This is a genomic window from Rathayibacter festucae DSM 15932, from assembly GCF_004011135.1.
Taxonomy (GTDB): Bacteria; Actinomycetota; Actinomycetes; order Actinomycetales; family Microbacteriaceae; genus Rathayibacter; species Rathayibacter festucae.
This window is the reverse complement of record NZ_CP028137.1, coordinates 4345226-4359758: the sequence shown is the minus strand read 5'-3', so window position 1 is coordinate 4359758 and position 14533 is coordinate 4345226. Positions and strand designations below refer to the sequence as shown.

Here is a 14533-nt window from a genome sequence, read left to right as displayed (position 1 = left end):
TTGGACGCATGGCTGATGTCCACTTCGGCGTGCGCGCCCTGCAGACCCTCCTCGGCGACTGGCGCGAGCAGCGCGGCACCCGCCCCGCGTACCTCGCCCTCGCCGACCGCATCCGCCTGCTCAGCATCGACGGCCGCATCCCGACGGACAGCCGGCTCCCCGCCGAGCGCGAGCTGTCGGCGCGGCTCGGCGTGAGCCGCACCACCGTGGCCGCTGCCTACCGCGAGCTGCGCGACAGCGGCTACCTCGTCAGCGTCCGCGGCTCCGGCAGCGCGACCCGCCTGCCCGGCGCCGCGGTGCACGCCGTGCCGACCCTCGCGCCCGACTTCGTCGACTTCACCAAGGCGGCGCTGCCCGCCGTGCCCGAGCTCGCCGAGGCCTACGCCCGCGCCGCGCGCCTCGCGCCGGAGTACTTCGAGGACGGCTCCTACGACACCGTCGGCCTGCCGCTGCTGCGCCGCGCGATCGCCGAGCGCTACACCCGCCGCGGCCTGCGCACCGAGCCCGGCCAGATCATGGTGACGATCGGCGCGCAGCACGCGATCGCGCTCGTCGCGCGCACCCTGCTCCCGCGGCGACCGCGCCCTGATCGAGGCGCCGACCTACCCGCACGCCTACGAGGCGCTCCGGCTCGCCGGCGCCCGGCTGGTGCCGGTCAACGTGGACGGCGCCGACGGCTGGGACGGCGAGGGCCTGATCGCGGCGATCCGCGGCACCAGCCCGACGCTCGCCTACCTGATGCCCGACTTCCACAACCCGACCGGCCGCTCGATGGCCGTCGACCTGCGCGAGCGGGCCATCGCCGCCGCGGCCGCCAGGGCACGCTGATCATCGCCGACGAGACCACCGCCGAGCTCGACATCGACCGGCGGATGTCGCCGCTGCCCTTCGCCTCCTACGGGCCCGAGGGCACGGTGATCTCGATCGGCTCGGTCGGCAAGACGCTCTGGGGCGGCATCCGGATCGGCTGGATCCGCGCCGAGCGGAGCGTCGTCCGCAAGCTCGTCGCCGCGCGCTCGGCCGGCGACCTCGGCAGCCCGATCGTCGAGCAGCTCCTGGTCGCCGACATGCTCGGCCGGATGGACGGCGTGCTGGAGCTGCGCCGCGAGCAGCTGCGCGCCGGCCGCGACCACCTCGAGGCGGCGCTCGCCCGCGCGATCCCGGAGTGGAGTGTGCCGCGGGTCTCCGGCGGCCTCTCCACCTGGGTCGGCCTCGGCCGCCCGGCCAGCTCGCAGCTCGCTCTCGCCGCCCGCACCTCGGGTCTGCTGATCACGGCCGGCCCGCGCTTCGGGATCGACGGCGCCTTCGAGCGCTTCCTGCGCATCCCGATCGGCTACTCGCCGGAGATCACCGACCGGGCCGTGGACGCGCTCGCCGTCGCCTGGAGCCAGGTCGCGCGCCACCCGGCGGCCGACACCGGCTACCTCGCCGACGTCGTCTGATCCTCCAGGTCCTCCCGGAGGGGGACGAATACTCAGCCAGCTGATGGAAGACTCACGGCGTGCATCTCCTCGCGGTCCTCAGCATGAAGAACCGGGCGCTCATCGCGCTCGTCACCGTCGTCATCGCCGTCTTCGGCGGCGTCGCCCTCACCGGGCTGAAGCAGGAGCTCGCGCCGTCGATCTCCTTCCCGCAGCTGGCGGTGATCTCGAGCTACCCGGGCGCCGCTCCGGAGGTGGTCAACGACGACGTCTCGACGCCGATCGAGACCGCCATCCAGGGCGTTCCCGGGCTCGAGACGACCAGCGCGACCTCGTCCACGAACTCGTCGCTGATCTCCGCCTCCTTCGCCTACGGCACCGACCTGGCGACCGCCGAGCAGAAGATCCTGCAGGCGATCAACCGGATCAAGAGCACGCTCCCGGACGGCGTCGACCCGCAGGTGGTGACCGGCTCGTTCGACGACCTGCCGGTGCTGCAGCTCGCCGTCTCGAGCGACGGTGACGCGAAGGCGCTCGCCGACCGCCTGCGCACGAGCGTCATCCCGGACCTGGAGAAGGTGGACGGCGTCCGCGAGGTCGCCCTGGTCGGCGAGAGCGCGCAGCGCGTCACGATCACCCCGGACGACGCAGCGCTCAACGCCGCCGGCCTCTCGACCGCCGACATCCGCACCGCGCTGCAGCAGAACGGCGTGCTGGTCGCCGGCGGCGAGATCACCCAGGACGGCAGCACCTTCTCGGTGCAGTCCGGCGTCAAGCTCGACTCGACCGACGCGATCGCGGCGCTGCCGCTGATCCGGTCCGCCGGAGCCTCTGCGGCCGCCGGCATCCAGGTCGGCGGTGCCCTCGCGCCCACGCCGGCCCCCACCCTCGGCTCCGTCGCCACCGTGGCCGTCACCGACGCCCCGATCACCTCGATCTCGCGGGTGAACGGCCAGCCGGCGCTGACCCTCTCGATCACCAAGCTCCCCGCGGCGAACACGGTCGAGGTCTCCACCGGCGTCACGGCGCTGCTGCCGGATCTCGAGGCGTCGCTCGGCGAGAACGCGACCTTCACCTCGGTCTTCGACCAGGCCCCCTACATCCAGGACTCGATCGAGTCGCTCGCGCAGGAGGGGGGCGCTCGGCCTCGTCTTCGCGGTGCTCGTGATCCTGCTGTTCCTGCTCTCGGTGCGCTCGACGCTGGTCACGGCGATCTCGATCCCGACCTCGGTGCTGATCACCTTCATCGGCCTGCAGACCGCGGGTTACACGCTGAACATCCTCACCCTGGGCGCGCTGACGATCGCGATCGGCCGGGTGGTCGACGACTCCATCGTCGTGATCGAGAACATCAAGCGGCACCTCGACGCGGGGGAGGAGCGCGCGGCGACCATCGCGGTCGCGGTGCGCGAGGTCGCGGGCGCGATCACCGCCTCGACGATCACCACCGTCGCGGTGTTCCTGCCGATCTCGTTCGTCGGCGGCACGACCGGCGAGCTGTTCCGGCCGTTCGCGCTGACGGTGTCGATCGCGCTGCTCGCCTCGCTGCTCGTCGCGCTGACGATCGTGCCGGTGCTGGCGTACTGGTTCCTCCGGCCCTCCAAGCGCCCCGGTGTCCGCGAGGCGGCGCAGGCGGCGCTCGCCGAGGAGCGCGGCGCAGCCGGCGAGACCGTGGTCCCGGCTCCCGAGGCCGAGCCCGAGCACGCCCGCCACAGCGCCCGCGCCACTCCCGCCGCGCGGCCGGCCTGCAGCGGGTCTACGGCCCCGTGATCGCCTGGACCCTCCAGCACTCGGTCGCGACCGTCCTGCTCGCGCTGCTCGTGCTCGTCGGCACCGGCGCGCTCTACCCGCTGATGAAGACCAACTTCCTCGGTGCGAGCGGGCAGAACACCTTCACCGTCACCCAGACCGTGCCCGACGGGCAGAGCCTGGACGCGCAGGACGCGACCGCGCAGCAGGCCAGTGCGGCGATCCTCGAGGTCGGCGGCGTGCAGACCGTGCAGCTCTCGATCGGCTCGGCGGGCGGCGGGCTGCAGAGCGCGTTCGGCGGCGGAGGCGGCGGCACCTCGATCCGCTACTCCGTCACCACCGACGAGTCGGCCGACCAGGAGACCGTGCAGGCCGACGTCCGCACGGCGCTCGGCTCGGTCGCCTCGGCCGACGACATCAGCGTCGCCGCGTCTTCCGGCTTCGGCGCCTCCTCGAACATCGAGGTCGACCTCTCCACCGCCTCGCAGAGCGACCTGCAGAGCGCGAACGACGCGCTGCTCACGGCGCTGCGCGGCACCGACGGCATCAGCCAGGCCGAGAGCAACCTCTCCTCCTCGCTGCCCTACATCGCCGTGCGGGTCGACCGCGCGGCGGCCGCCGACGCCGGCTCACCGAGGTCGCGGTCGGCACGCTCGTCAGCCAGGCGCTGCAGCCGACGCAGACGGGCAGTGTCGTGATCGACGACCGCACCCTCTCCGTCTACCTCGCCGACGCGCAGCCGCCGGCCACCCTCGACGAGCTGTCGGCCCTCGAGATCCCGACGCGCACCGGGACGGTGCCGCTCTCCTCGCTCGCCGTCGTCGAGCGGACCGACGGGCCCGCGAGCATCACCACCGAGCGCGGGCAGCGCACCGCCACGATCACTGTGACCCCGGAGGGCGACGACCTCGCCTCGGCGAACGTCGCGGTGCAGAGCGCGATCGACGACACCGAGCTGCCGGCCGGCGTCTCCGCCTCGCTCGGCGGCGTCACGGCCGATCAGAGCGACGCGTTCTCGCAGCTCGGGATCGCGCTGCTGGTGGCGATCCTGATCGTCTACGTCGTGATGGTCGCCACGTTCCGCTCGCTCCTGCAGCCGCTGCTGCTGCTGGTGTCGGTGCCGTTCGCGGCGACCGGCGCGATCCTGCTGCAGGTGCTCACCGGCGTGCCGCTCGGCGTGCCCTCGCTGATCGGCGTGCTGATGCTGATCGGCATCGTGGTCACCAACGCGATCGTGCTGATCGACCTGGTGAACCAGTACCGCGAGCGGGGGATGCCCGTGCGCGAGGCGCTGCTGCACGGCACCGAGCGGCGGCTGCGCCCGATCCTGATGACGGCGCTCGCGACGATCTTCGCGCTGCTGCCGATGGCGCTCGGCATCACCGGCCACGGCGGCTTCATCTCGCAGCCGCTGGCGATCGTCGTGATCGGCGGCCTGGTGTCCTCGACCGTGCTCACCCTGGTCGTGCTGCCGGTCGTCTACAACCTGGTCGAGGGGTATCGTGAGCGGCGGCGTGCCGCCCGCGCCGGAGAGGCGTCGGCATGAGCGACACAGGATTCAGCACCCCGGCAGTGGAGACCACGGCAGCGGAGGTCGTCGCCGCGGCCCCGAGACGATCGGCTCCCGCTGGACGAGCGGCCCGACCGCGCCGCCCGCGCGATCGCCGAGGTCGGCCCCGAGCGCTTCGTCGCCGCGGACTACCGCCCGGGCACCATCCGGCACATCGTCCTGTTCCGCTTCAGGCCGACGGCGCTCGTCGCCGAGGTGGACGGCGTGATCGCGTCCTTCCTCGCGCTCGGCGAGGAGTGCCTCCGCGACGGCCGCCCGTACATCGTCTCGATCGAGAACGGCCCGCAGCTCAGCACCGAGGGCGCGGGCGAGGGCTTCGACCGCGCGTTCCTGCTGACCTTCGCGTCCGAGGGCGACCTGAACTACTACATCGGCCGCCCGGCGGTCGACGGCCCCGGCCTGTTCGATCCGGCGCACGACGCCTTCAAGGGCCTCGTCGGGCCGCTGCTCGACACGGCCGGGGTGGTCGCCTTCGACTTCCGTCCCGAGCCGTTCGACGCCGGCGCGCTCGCCGGCTAGGGCTCGGGAGCCGGACGACGTGGCGACCCCGACTTCATCCTCCGCCTGCGCGAGCGGGTGGGCACCGAGCTGCTCTGGCTGACCGGTGTCACGGCGGTGATCGTCCGCGAGGAGGCCGGTCCGCCAGGTCCTCCTGGTCCGCCGCGCGGACACCGGCGCCTGGACCGCGGTCACCGGCGTGATCGACCCGGGCGAGACGGTCACCGGCACTGCCCGCCGCGAGGCGCTGGAGGAGGCGGGCGTCGAGATCGAGGTCGAGCGCGTCGTCTGGCTGCACACCCTGCCGCCGATGGAGTACCCGAACGGCGACCGGCGCAGTACCTCGACCCACGTGCTGCGCGCCCGCTACCTCTCGGGCGAGGCGCACGTCGCCGACGACGAGTCGAGCGAGGTCGGCTGGTTCGCGCCGGACGCGCTGCCGCCGATGAGCGCCGATCACCGCGAGCGGATCAGCCGCGCGCTGTCCGACGAGACGGCCTGCGCCTTCGACTGAGCGCCGGCGCCTTCGACTGAGGGCCAGCGCCTTCTCAGACCTGCTCCGAGACGAGCACGGCGCTCGTCCCCGGCTCGAGGGCGTCGAAGACGTGCGGCTCGTCGCCCGGGTAGGACAGGCAGTCGCCGGGCGCGAGCTCGACCGGGCGTCGGCCGGACCGGCCAGGGCGCGTCCGGTGGACAGGATCAGGTGCTCGACGGTGCCGCGGGCGTGCGGCTCCGAGTTCCGTGCGGCTCCGGGCTCGGCGGTGAGGCGGTAGACGTCGCGGCGGGCTCCGGCGGGCAGACGCTGAGCAGGGTGGCGGCGTAGTCGGCGGTCGCCGAGGCGATGCGCGGCCCTCCCCGGCGCGGATCAGCTGGACGGACCGCCGCGGCGGCTCGACCAGATGCGAGAACGGCACCCCGAGCGCGCCGCCGAGCGCCCAGAGCGTCTCGAGGCTCGGGTTGCCCTCGCCGGCCTCGAGCTGCGAGAGCGTCGACTTCGCGATCCCGGCGCGGCGGGCGATCTCGGAGATGCTCAGGCCGAGGCGCCCGCGCTCGCGGCGCAGGGCGGAGGCGACCAGGTCGCGGGGTGAGACGGCGTCGGTCATCGCACCGAGCGCGCGAAGCAGACGCCCGAGTCGTCGCCCACGTGTGCGCCGAAGCCGTCGATCTCGGTGAAGCCGAGCGCGCGGGCGGCGGCGAGGGCCGCCTCCGCCTCGACCGGCACGCGGAAGCGGAGCGTGCGGATGCGCTGCACGCTCGCGTAGGAGAGCGCGGCGGCGACGAGCCGGCGGGCGACTCCGCTCCGCCGCGACTCCGGGGCCACTTCGAGGGCGAGCAGCTCGGCGAAGTCGTCGGGCCGGGCGTCAGCGCCAGCACGCCGATCGGCTGCTGCGTCGCGCCGTCGCGGGCGACGAGGAGCCGGGCGTGCGGTGGAAGGTCGGCGGTGAGCAGCGAGGCGAGCGCTGCCGGCTCCGGCTCCAGCCGGACGACGACCCCGGTGGCTCACGAGCGGGCGCCGCGGCGGCGGCGCGTGGCGGCTGCAGTCGCAGGCTCGCGAGGCGCTGGACGCGGCCGGCGCGAGCGTCGACTTCGTCCTCGTGCCCGGCACCCGGCACTCGATCGCGATGCTCGACGACTCGCTCCGCCGCACCGTCGTCGACTTCCTGCACGAGCAGCTCGACGCGCCGGCCGAGCAGACGCTCTCGCTCGAGCCCGCCACGCAGACCGAGCCGGCCGCGGCGCCCGCGTCGTGACCACCGGGGTCGTCGTCCGGCTGGAGCGGCCGGAGCCGGCAGCGCTCGCCTCGCTGCTCACCGCCGACCTTCCACCGCACGCCCGGCTCCTCGTCGCCCGCGACGGCGCGACGCAGCAGCCGATCGGCGTGCTGGCGCTGACGCCGGGGCCGACGACTTCGCCGAGCTGCTCGCCCTCGAAGTGGCCCCGGAGTCGCGGCGGAGCGGAGTCGCCCGCCGGCTCGTCGCCGCCGCGCTCTCCTACGCGAGCGTGCAGCGCATCCGCACGCTCCGCTTCCGCGTGCGGTCGAGGCGGAGGCGGCCCTCGCGCCGCCCGCGCGCTCGGCTTCACCGAGATCGACGGCTTCGGCGCACACGTGGGCGACGACTCGGGCGTCTGCTTCGCGCGCTCGGTGCGATGACCGACGCCGTCTCACCCCGCGACCTGGTCGCCTCCGCCCTGCGCCGCGAGCGCGGGCGCCTCGGCCCTGAGCATCTCCGAATCGCCCGCCGCGCCGGGATCGCGAAGTCGACGCTCTCGCAGCTCGAGGCCGGCGAGGGCAACCCGAGCCTCGAGACGCTCTGGGCGCTCGGCGGCGCGCTCGGGGTGCCGTTCTCGCATCTGGTCGAGCCGCCGCGGCGGTCCGTCCAGCTGATCCGCGCCGGGGAGGGGCCGCGCATCGCCTCGGCGACCGCCGACTACGCCGCCACCCTGCTCAGCGTCTGCCCGCCGGGAGCCCGCCGCGACGTCTACCGCCTCACCGCCGAGCCCGGAGCCGCACGGAACTCGGAGCCGCACGCCCGCGGCACCGTCGAGCACCTGATCCTGTCCACCGGACGCGCCCTGGCCGGTCCGGCCGACGCCCCGGTCGAGCTCGCGCCCGGCGACTGCCTGTCCTACCCGGGCGACGAGCCGCACGTCTTCGACGCCCCTCGAGCCGGGGACGAGCGCCGTGCTCGTCTCGGAGCAGGTCTGAGAAGGCGCTGGCCCTCAGTCGAAGGCGCCGGCGCTCAGTCGAAGGCGCAGGCCGTCTCGTCGGACAGCGCGCGGCTGATCCGCTCGCGGTGATCGGCGCTCATCGGCGGCAGCGCGTCCGGCGCGAACCAGCCGACTCGCTCGACTCGTCGTCGGCGACGTGCGCCTCGCCCGAGAGGTAGCGGGCGCGCAGCACGTGGTCGAGGTACTGCGCCCGGTCGCCGTTCGGGTACTCCATCGGCGGCAGGGTGTGCAGCCAGACGACGCGCTCGACCTCGATCTCGACGCCCGCCTCCTCCAGCGCTCGCGGCGGGCAGTGCCGGTGACCGTCTCGCCCGGGTCGATCACGCCGGTGACCGCGGTCCAGGCGCCGGTGTCCGCGCGGCGGACCAGGAGGACCTGGCGGACCGGCTCCTCGCGGACGATCACCGCCGTGACACCGGTCAGCCAGAGCAGCTCGGTGCCCACCCGCTCGCGCAGGCGGAGGATGAAGTCGGGGGTCGCCACGTCGTCCGGCTCCCGAGCCCTAGCCGGCGAGCGCGCCGGCGTCGAACGGCTCGGGACGGAAGTCGAAGGCGACCACCCGGCCGTGTCGAGCAGCGGCCCGACGAGGCCCTTGAAGGCGTCGTGCGCCGGATCGAACAGGCCGGGGCCGTCGACCGCCGGGCGGCCGATGTAGTAGTTCAGGTCGCCCTCGGACGCGAAGGTCAGCAGGAACGCGCGGTCGAAGCCCTCGCCCGCGCCCTCGGTGCTGAGCTGCGGGCCGTTCTCGATCGAGACGATGTACGGGCGGCCGTCGCGGAGGCACTCCTCGCCGAGCGCGAGGAAGGACGCGATCACGCCGTCCACCTCGGCGACGAGCGCCGTCGGCCTGAAGCGGAACAGGACGATGTGCCGGATGGTGCCCGGGCGGTAGTCCGCGGCGACGAAGCGCTCGGGGCCGACCTCGGCGATCGCGCGGGCGGCGCGGTCGGGGCCGCTCGTCCAGCGGGAGCCGATCGTCTCGGGGGCCGCGGCGACGACCTCCGCTGCCGTGGTCTCCACTGCCGGGGTGCTGAATCCTGTGTCGCTCATGCCGACGCCTCTCCGGCGCGGGCGGCACGCCGCCGCTCACGATACCCCTCGACCAGGTTGTAGACGACCGGCAGCACGACCAGGGTGAGCACGGTCGAGGACACCAGGCCGCCGATCACGACGATCGCCAGCGGCTGCGAGATGAAGCCGCCGTGGCCGGTGATGCCGAGCGCCATCGGCAGCAGCGCGAAGATCGTCGCGAGCGCCGTCATCAGGATCGGGCGCAGCCGCCGCTCGGTGCCGTGCAGCAGCGCCTCGCGCACGGGCATCCCCCGCTCGCGGTACTGGTTCACCAGGTCGATCAGCACGATCGCGTTGGTGACCACGATGCCGATCAGCATCAGCACGCCGATCAGCGAGGGCACGCCGAGCGGCACGCCGGTGAGCACCTGCAGCAGGATCGCGCCGGTCGCCGCGAACGGCACCGACACCAGCAGCAGCAGCGGCTGCAGGAGCGAGCGGAACGTGGCGACCATCACGACGTAGACGATCAGGATCGCCACCAGCAGCGCGATCCCGAGCTGCGAGAACGCGTCGCTCTGATCGGCCGTGACGCCGCCGAGCGAGGCGGAGACGCCGGCCGGCAGCTCGGTGTCGTCGATCGCGCTCTGCACCGCGACGTTCGCCGAGGCGAGGTCGTCGCCCTCCGGGGTCACAGTGATCGTGGCGGTGCGCTGCCCGCGCTCGGTGGTGATGCTCGCGGGCCCGTCGGTCCGCTCGACGACGGCGAGCGAGGAGAGCGGCACCGTCCCGGTGCGCGTCGGGATCTCGAGGGCCGACAGCTCGTCGAGGGTGGCCGGCGGCTGCGCGTCGGCGAGGTAGACGGAGAGGGTGCGGTCGTCGATCACGACACTGCCCGTCTGCGTCGGCTGCAGCGCCTGGCTGACGAGCGTGCCGACCGCGACCTCGGTGAGCCCGGCGTCGGCGGCCGCCGCGCGGTCGACCCGCACGGCGATGTAGGGCAGCGAGGAGGAGAGGTTGCTCTCGGCCTGGCTGATGCCGTCGGTGCCGCGCAGCGCCGTGAGCAGCGCGTCGTTCGCGCTCTGCAGGTCGCTCTGCGAGGCGGTGGAGAGGTCGACCTCGATGTTCGAGGAGGCGCCGAAGCCGGAGGACGCGGCGACGCTGATGTCGTCGGCCGAGGCGACCGAGCCGAGCGCCGTGCGGACGTCGGCCTGCACGGTCTCCTGGTCGGCCGACTCGTCGGTGGTGACGGAGTAGCGGATCGAGGTGCCGCCGCCTCCGCCGCCGAACGCGCTCTGCAGCCCGCCGCCGCCGAGCCGATCGAGAGCTGCACGGTCTGCACGCCGCCGACCTCGAGGATCGCCGCACTGGCCTGCTGCGCGGTCGCGTCCTGCGCGTCCAGGCTCTGCCCGTCGGGCACGGTCTGGGTGACGGTGAAGGTGTTCTGCCCGCTCGCACCGAGGAAGTTGGTCTTCATCAGCGGGTAGAGCGCGCCGGTGCCGACGAGCACGAGCAGCGCGAGCAGGACGGTCGCGACCGAGTGCTGGAGGGTCCAGGCGATCACGGGGCCGTAGACCCGCTGCAGGCCGGCCGCGCGGCGGGGAGTGGCGCGGGCGCTGTGGCGGGCGTGCTCGGGCTCGGCCTCGGGAGCCGGGACCACGGTCTCGCCGGCTGCGCCGCGCTCCTCGGCGAGCGCCGCCTGCGCCGCCTCGCGGACACCGGGGCGCTTGGAGGGCCGGAGGAACCAGTACGCCAGCACCGGCACGATCGTCAGCGCGACGAGCAGCGAGGCGAGCAGCGCGATCGACACCGTCAGCGCGAACGGCCGGAACAGCTCGCCGGTCGTGCCGCCGACGAACGAGATCGGCAGGAACACCGCGACGGTGGTGATCGTCGAGGCGGTGATCGCGCCCGCGACCTCGCGCACCGCGACCGCGATGGTCGCCGCGCGCTCCTCCCCCGCGTCGAGGTGCCGCTTGATGTTCTCGATCACGACGATGGAGTCGTCGACCACCCGGCCGATCGCGATCGTCAGCGCGCCCAGGGTGAGGATGTTCAGCGTGTAACCCGCGGTCTGCAGGCCGATGAAGGTGATCAGCACCGAGGTCGGGATCGAGATCGCCGTGACCAGCGTCGAGCGCACCGAGAGCAGGAACAGCAGGATCACGAGCACCGCGAAGACGAGGCCGAGCGCCCCCTCCTGCGCGAGCGACTCGATCGAGTCCTGGATGTAGGGGGCCTGGTCGAAGACCGAGGTGAAGGTCGCGTTCTCGCCGAGCGACGCCTCGAGATCCGGCAGCAGCGCCGTGACGCCGGTGGAGACCTCGACCGTGTTCGCCGCGGGGAGCTTGGTGATCGAGAGGGTCAGCGCCGGCTGGCCGTTCACCCGCGAGATCGAGGTGATCGGGGCGTCGGTGACGGCCACGGTGGCGACGGAGCCGAGGGTGGGGGCGGGCGTGGGCGCGAGGGCACCGCCGACCTGGATGCCGGCGGCCGCAGAGGCTCCGGCGGACCGGATCAGCGGCAGCGCCGCGATCGCGTCGGTCGAGTCGAGCTTGACGCCGGACTGCACCGAGAAGGTGCTGCCGTCCTGGGTGATCTCGCCGCCGGCGACCAGCACGCCGTTCTGCTGCAGCGCGGTGCGGATGTCGGCGGTCGAGAGGCCGGCGGCGTTGAGCGCTGCGTCGTCCGGGGTGATCGTGACGCGCTGCGCGCTCTCGCCGACCAGGGCGACCTCGCGGACGCCGTCCACCTTCTCCAGGTCCGGGATGACGCTCGTGCGCAGGCGGTCGGCGAGCGCCTTCGCGTCACCGTCGCTCGAGACGGCGAGCTGCAGCACCGGCAGGTCGTCGAACGAGCCGGTCACCACCTGCGGGTCGACGCCGTCCGGGAGCGTGCTCTTGATCCGGTTGATCGCCTGCAGGATCTTCTGCTCGGCGGTCGCCAGGTCGGTGCCGTAGGCGAAGGAGGCGGAGATCAGCGACGAGTTCGTGGACGAGGTCGCGCTGGTCGTCTCGAGCCCGGGAACGCCCTGGATGGCGGTCTCGATCGGCGTCGAGACGTCGTCGTTGACCACCTCCGGAGCGGCGCCCGGGTAGCTCGAGATCACCGCCAGCTGCGGGAAGGAGATCGACGGCGCGAGCTCCTGCTTCAGCCCGGTGAGGGCGACGCCGCCGAAGACGGCGATGACGACGGTGACGAGCGCGATGAGCGCCCGGTTCTTCATGCTGAGGACCGCGAGGAGATGCACGCCGTGAGTCTTCCATCAGCTGGCTGAGTATTCGTCCCCCTCCGGGAGGACCTGGAGGATCAGACGACGTCGGCGAGGTAGCCGGTGTCGGCCGCCGGGTGGCGCGCGACCTGGCTCCAGGCGACGGCGAGCGCGTCCACGGCCCGGTCGGTGATCTCCGGCGAGTAGCCGATCGGGATGCGCAGGAAGCGCTCGAAGGCGCCGTCGATCCCGAAGCGCGGGCCGGCCGTGATCAGCAGACCCGAGGTGCGGGCGGCGAGAGCGAGCTGCGAGCTGGCCGGGCGGCCGAGGCCGACCCAGGTGGAGAGGCCGCCGGAGACCCGCGGCACACTCCACTCCGGGATCGCGCGGGCGAGCGCCGCCTCGAGGTGGTCGCGGCCGGCGCGCAGCTGCTCGCGGCGCAGCTCCAGCACGCCGTCCATCCGGCCGAGCATGTCGGCGACCAGGAGCTGCTCGACGATCGGGCTGCCGAGGTCGCCGGCCGAGCGCGCGGCGACGAGCTTGCGGACGACGCTCCGCTCGGCGCGGATCCAGCCGATCCGGATGCCGCCCCAGAGCGTCTTGCCGACCGAGCCGATCGAGATCACCGTGCCCTCGGGCCCGTAGGAGGCGAAGGGCAGCGGCGACATCCGCCGGTCGATGTCGAGCTCGGCGGTGGTCTCGTCGGCGATGATCAGCGTGCCCTGGCGGGCCGCGGCGGCGATGGCCCGCTCGCGCAGGTCGACGGCCATCGAGCGGCCGGTCGGGTTGTGGAAGTCGGGCATCAGGTAGGCGAGCGTCGGGCTGGTGCCGCGGATCGCCGCGATCAGGCCCTCGCCGTCCCAGCCGTCGGCGCCGTCCACGTTGACCGGCACCAGCCGGGCGCCGGCGAGCCGGAGCGCCTCGTAGGCGTGCGGGTAGGTCGGCGCCTCGATCAGGGCGCGGTCGCCGCGGGCGAGCAGGGTGCGCGCGACGAGCGCGATCGCGTGCTGCGCGCCGATCGTCACCATGATCTGGCCGGGCTCGGTGCGCAGGCCGCGGCGGGTGTAGCGCTCGGCGATCGCGCGGCGCAGCAGCGGCAGGCCGACGGTGTCGTAGGAGCCGTCCTCGAAGTACTCCGGCGCGAGGCGCGCGGCGCGGGCGTAGGCCTCGGCGAGCTCGGGCACGGCGGGCAGCGCCGCCTTGGTGAAGTCGACGAAGTCGGGCGCGAGGGTCGGCACGGCGTGCACCGCGGCGCCGGGCAGGCGGGTCGCGCTGCCGGAGCCGCGGACGCTGACGAGGTAGCCGCTGTCGCGCAGCTCGCGGTAGGCAGCGGCCACGGTGGTGCGGCTCACGCCGAGCCGCGCCGACAGCTCGCGCTCGGCGGGGAGCCGGCTGTCCGTCGGGATGCGGCCGTCGATGCTGAGCAGGCGGATGCGGTCGGCGAGGGCGAGGTACGCGGGGCGGGTGCCGCGCTGCTCGCGCCAGTCGCCGAGGAGGGTCTGCAGGGCGCGCACGCCGAAGTGGACATCAGCCATGCGTCCAAGATAGCCGGATTGGACCGCGCGAAGAAGGCCACTCCTGCGATGGGATTCTCGGCATGACGATCACCGCGCCCCTCGCCGTCCCCGCTCCCCCGGTGAGCCAGTGGCGGCTGCGACCCGTGCCGCGGCTGCTGGTCGGGCTCGTGCTCTACGGCTTCGCCGACGCGATGATGATCCGCGCGTCGATCGGCGTGGACCCGTGGACCGTCTTCGCCCTCGGCGCCGCCCGCCAGACCGGACTGGGGATCGGACTGCTCACCAACGTGATCGGACTGCTCGTCCTGCTGCTGTGGATCCCGCTGCGGCAGCGGCCCGGCCTCGGCACGGTGCTGAACGTGCTGGTGGTCGGCACCACGATCGGCGTCGGGATCGAGCTGCTCGCCGTCCCCGCCGAGTGGTGGGGGAAGGCGCTGCTGTTCGCCGGGGGCCTGGTGCTGCTGGCCGTCGCGAGCGGGATCTACATCGGCGCCCGCCTCGGCGCCGGCCCGCGCGACGGCCTGATGACCGGACTCCACAACCGCTTCGGCGTGCCGATCTGGGCGGCCCGCGGCGGCGTCGAGCTCATCGTGCTCCTGATCGGCTGGGCCCTCGGCGGCGACGTCGGCCTCGGCACCCTCGCCTTCGCCCTGCTGATCGGCCCCCTCTGCGCGGTGACCCTGCCACTGCTGGGCGTCCGCCGCCACTGACGCCACCTGCTGATCGCGCGGCCTGCCCCGTCATGCTGAGCAGCCCGCGCAGCGGGCCCCGTTTCATGCTGATCGAGTAGCCCGCGAAGCGGGCGTATCGAGATCCACCACCGCCG

10 protein-coding genes and 2 pseudogenes are annotated in these 14533 nt (G+C 73.7%); 7 read left to right on the top strand and 5 right to left on the bottom strand.

Going from position 1 to position 14533, the window contains the following annotated elements:
• The 4 genes and pseudogenes from C1I64_RS20905 to C1I64_RS19890 all read left to right on the top strand — a co-directional run.
• A partial coding sequence (locus C1I64_RS20905; RefSeq protein ID WP_425272928.1) for an aminotransferase-like domain-containing protein occupies window positions 1–1442 on the top strand: 1442 nt, incomplete at its 5' end.
• Window positions 1443–1501: 59 nt separating this feature from the next.
• Window positions 1502–4716 (top strand): annotated as a pseudogene (locus C1I64_RS19900) (efflux RND transporter permease subunit).
• A gap of 228 nt (window positions 4717–4944) precedes the next feature.
• The gene (locus C1I64_RS19895; RefSeq protein WP_244209551.1) at window positions 4945–5259 is read left to right on the top strand and encodes a Dabb family protein; all 315 of its coding nucleotides are present in this window, start codon (window positions 4945–4947) and stop codon (window positions 5257–5259) included.
• A gap of 178 nt (window positions 5260–5437) precedes the next feature.
• Complete coding sequence (locus C1I64_RS19890; RefSeq protein ID WP_244209550.1) at window positions 5438–5752, top strand: NUDIX domain-containing protein; 315 nt, start codon at window positions 5438–5440, stop codon at window positions 5750–5752.
• Window positions 5753–5786: 34 nt separating this feature from the next.
• On the opposite strand, the gene C1I64_RS19885 is transcribed toward C1I64_RS19890, so the two are convergent.
• Window positions 5787–6341 carry a helix-turn-helix domain-containing protein gene (locus C1I64_RS19885; RefSeq protein WP_341867844.1) on the bottom strand — a complete coding sequence of 185 codons (555 nt, stop codon included), beginning with the start codon at window positions 6339–6341 and terminating at the stop codon, window positions 5787–5789.
• Window positions 6338–6742 (bottom strand): GNAT family N-acetyltransferase, encoded by a 405-nt coding sequence (locus C1I64_RS20850; RefSeq protein ID WP_341867843.1) that lies wholly within the window; start codon window positions 6740–6742, stop codon window positions 6338–6340. Before C1I64_RS20850 ends, C1I64_RS19885 begins: the two co-directional genes overlap by 4 nt.
• A 91-nt stretch (window positions 6743–6833) precedes the next feature.
• Between C1I64_RS20850 and C1I64_RS20265 the strand changes: the two genes are divergently transcribed.
• Both C1I64_RS20265 and C1I64_RS19875 read left to right on the top strand, forming a co-directional pair.
• Complete coding sequence (locus C1I64_RS20265; RefSeq protein WP_164874608.1) at window positions 6834–6989, top strand: hypothetical protein; 156 nt, start codon at window positions 6834–6836, stop codon at window positions 6987–6989.
• Window positions 6990–7386: 397 nt separating this feature from the next.
• Window positions 7387–8037, top strand: coding sequence for a helix-turn-helix domain-containing protein (locus C1I64_RS19875; protein ID WP_244209549.1), 651 nt, complete (start codon window positions 7387–7389; stop codon window positions 8035–8037).
• Here C1I64_RS19875 and C1I64_RS20690 read toward each other — a convergent pair.
• The 3 genes and pseudogenes from C1I64_RS20690 to yczR all read right to left on the bottom strand — a co-directional run bounded on the left by C1I64_RS20690 (window position 7960) and on the right by yczR (window position 13725).
• Window positions 7960–9018, bottom strand: a complete 1059-nt coding sequence (locus C1I64_RS20690) for a Dabb family protein (RefSeq protein WP_244209548.1) — start codon at window positions 9016–9018, stop codon at window positions 7960–7962. The genes C1I64_RS19875 and C1I64_RS20690 overlap by 78 nt on opposite strands.
• Window positions 9015–12229: pseudogene (locus C1I64_RS19860) on the bottom strand (efflux RND transporter permease subunit). The gene C1I64_RS20690 and the pseudogene C1I64_RS19860 overlap by 4 nt, the downstream one beginning before the upstream one ends.
• A 59-nt stretch (window positions 12230–12288) precedes the next feature.
• Window positions 12289–13725 (bottom strand): MocR-like transcription factor YczR, encoded by a 1437-nt coding sequence (yczR, locus tag C1I64_RS19855; RefSeq protein WP_127888403.1) that lies wholly within the window; start codon window positions 13723–13725, stop codon window positions 12289–12291.
• Window positions 13726–13787: 62 nt separating this feature from the next.
• On the opposite strand from yczR, the gene yczE reads away from it, so the two are divergent.
• A complete protein-coding gene (gene yczE / locus C1I64_RS19850; RefSeq protein ID WP_244209547.1) occupies window positions 13788–14417 on the top strand; it encodes a membrane protein YczE in 630 nt (209 codons plus the stop codon).
• Window positions 14418–14533 lie beyond the last annotated feature (116 nt).